The organism is Chryseobacterium taichungense (genome assembly GCF_900109935.1).
Lineage (GTDB): Bacteria > Bacteroidota > Bacteroidia > Flavobacteriales > Weeksellaceae > Chryseobacterium > Chryseobacterium taichungense.
Genome location: NZ_FOBV01000024.1, coordinates 1 through 2223, shown reverse-complemented (window position 1 = coordinate 2223; position 2223 = coordinate 1). Strand labels below are relative to the sequence as shown.

Below are 2223 nucleotides of genomic sequence, written 5' to 3'. Positions count from 1 at the left end.
ATATTGTAAGCATAGTCGATGCTCTGAAGATTGTTTCCTACTTTTTTGTTTGTAAGTTCCGAGAGTTCATTGTAGGTGTTTTCAGTGAGTAATTCCTCAGGCATGCTATCCACCTGGTGAAAATGTTTGAGCAGCCTGTTCTGCGAATCGTACACAAACCTTTCCTTTACGGTCACTCCGCTTTCACCCTTCTTTCTCAGATGATAGGTGTCGGTTTTCTAAATAGCCCCTGCAAAATCCAATAGGGATTCTGTTTTCCGAATTTGGTTTTTCCAAATCTTATCATTTTTCGATTGTTACCAACACATTTGAAACATGAGTTTTTTTTAACTTCATTTGCGATGCTTTTTATGGACTAAAATAAAACAGATGATCCAAATTACCATCTGTTTTCTATTAATTTTATTTAAAATTTTCTATATAATGTCGATCAATAAAGAAAACCAACACATCTGGAACATCACCTAGTTAATAAGATTCAAATTTATAATTATTATTTTCATTAACTATAAATGCTAAATTAATTGAGCTATTACAAAAGGTTATTAAATGAGTATAATTACTAATAGGCAGACCAAAAGCTAAATTAATTTTTTTTCTTTGTGCTTTCATTATATCAACAAAGCCTCCTGAAAAAGAGTAGTGATTATTTTCAATTTTTAATACATCAGAAAGTTTGATACATTCAAAATAGCCAACGTTAAATGGTGATCTTAACTCAATATTTTTAGCATAAAGAATTTCAGTCTCAAATTGTATATTTAAAATATCATCCTCTTCTAATTTAATATCTAAAGAAATTTTGCCATTCTCATAAGAATAACCTATTAATTCAGAATCACCACTTTTAGAGAATTTCTTTTGTAATATATTTTTAAAATCTATCATATAATTCCAAATTCCCTTTAATTACATCTTCTGGTTTCATGCTAACTTTTAGATTGTTTATTTAAGTAATCTTCTAAAAAATCAAGAATATTCTCATCTTCCATATTATAATATTTATCATCTAAATCGTTTAACTTATTAAAAAGGATTTCATCAAAATCTACAATTTTTGACAATTCTCTATTAAAAATTAGATGTCTAAAAGTATCTTCAATTAAATATTCTTCATTTACAAGATGAGTTGCAACATCTAATAATTCAGCCCTTTGAGGGGTTCCAATTAATTTTAAATTTTTAATAGTTAAATAAGCAAACTGTCCGTAAGAATTGAAAAAATATTGGTGAAAACCACCGTTTTCTACTTGCCAATTCAACAGAGCAACAGTATAAACAACCTGTTGAGTTTTCGGTAAACTTAACACATATTCATACCAAGCATCACAGTTGTTTAATATTTCTTCATTTAATCCTTTTACAGCTTCAGAATAAGTTTTGTCAATTATATTTTCCATTTTTAATTATTTCATAAATGCACCTGGATACATTGTTTTATTCATTTGAATTAATTCCTGAAGTGCACTATTTGGTATGCCTTGTGAACCATATACACGTCTTAATTCAAAAATATCTCTTGCAAGAACTTCACGGGCAGATGTAAACCCAGTTGTTGATCTTGAAACAACTCCGGTACCGATTGTATGTCCGAGTTTTGGAACTAAAATTGTTGGAGCAGTTTTATGATCATAACCAGCCACTAATTTTTTCATAATGGCGCTTTGTCCTACGTGATGTGCATCTAATCCCGCTTCAATACCTTTCATTTCCTTATAGGCTCCGATTCTCCATAAGTTGCTTTCTGTTTTAAGTACATCATCCGTTGCTCTTCCTTTTGTCGCTACAATAGCCGCCAACGATAAAGCTAGTGCCGCATACGGATGATCTTCCGCAACTCTGTTTAGGCCAAGTCCAATAAGATCAGAGATTCCTAATACGTCGCCACTCATCATATACGCAGAACCATTGTGCAATACAGGTCTAAAAGGTTGGTTGGCATCAAATACAGCTTTGTTCCAGGCAGATTGCATTGCTGCAATACCATTGTAAAGAATACCATGGTTGATGTTGTATGTACTTTATAGCACCTCCCCAGTATTTTGCACTTCCATATCCATTGAGAACAAGCTCAGGTAAATTGATATCAACATTATCAGGACTAAAAGAGTAACTTCCATCAAAACCTACGGTATGCTTTCCATAGTCAAATCCGCCATTACCGTTGTTTTTCCATTCTCCTCCTATCTTCCACATATTTTGTATAGCTGCATCTTCCAACAT

Annotated in this window: 4 protein-coding genes; all 4 read right to left on the bottom strand. The window is 32.0% G+C overall.

Features of this window, described 5'->3' with window-relative positions:
- Nucleotides 1-468: 468 nt before the first annotated feature.
- A complete protein-coding gene (locus BMW64_RS20285) occupies nucleotides 469-888 on the bottom strand; it encodes a hypothetical protein (RefSeq protein WP_090002507.1) in 420 nt (139 codons plus the stop codon).
- 41 nt (nucleotides 889-929) lie between these two features.
- The gene (locus BMW64_RS20280) at nucleotides 930-1400 is read right to left on the bottom strand and encodes a DMP19 family protein (protein ID WP_090002505.1); all 471 of its coding nucleotides are present in this window, start codon (nucleotides 1398-1400) and stop codon (nucleotides 930-932) included.
- 6 nt (nucleotides 1401-1406) lie between these two features.
- Nucleotides 1407-1973, bottom strand: coding sequence for a hypothetical protein (locus BMW64_RS21005; protein WP_228400983.1), 567 nt, complete (start codon nucleotides 1971-1973; stop codon nucleotides 1407-1409).
- Nucleotides 1942-2223, bottom strand: a 282-nt coding sequence (locus tag BMW64_RS20270; RefSeq protein WP_090002503.1) for a hypothetical protein, incomplete at its 5' end; no start/stop codon positions are given. The genes BMW64_RS21005 and BMW64_RS20270, both read right to left, overlap by 32 nt.

Excerpts from the sequence above, each read along its gene's own strand:
- BMW64_RS20285 (WP_090002507.1), bottom strand. The coding sequence starts at position 888 with ATGATAGATTTTAAAAATATATTACAAAAGAAATTCTCTAAAAGTGGT.
- BMW64_RS20280 (WP_090002505.1), bottom strand. The coding sequence starts at position 1,400 with ATGGAAAATATAATTGACAAAACTTATTCTGAAGCTGTAAAAGGATTA.
- BMW64_RS21005 (WP_228400983.1), bottom strand. The coding sequence starts at position 1,973 with ATGCAATCTGCCTGGAACAAAGCTGTATTTGATGCCAACCAACCTTTT.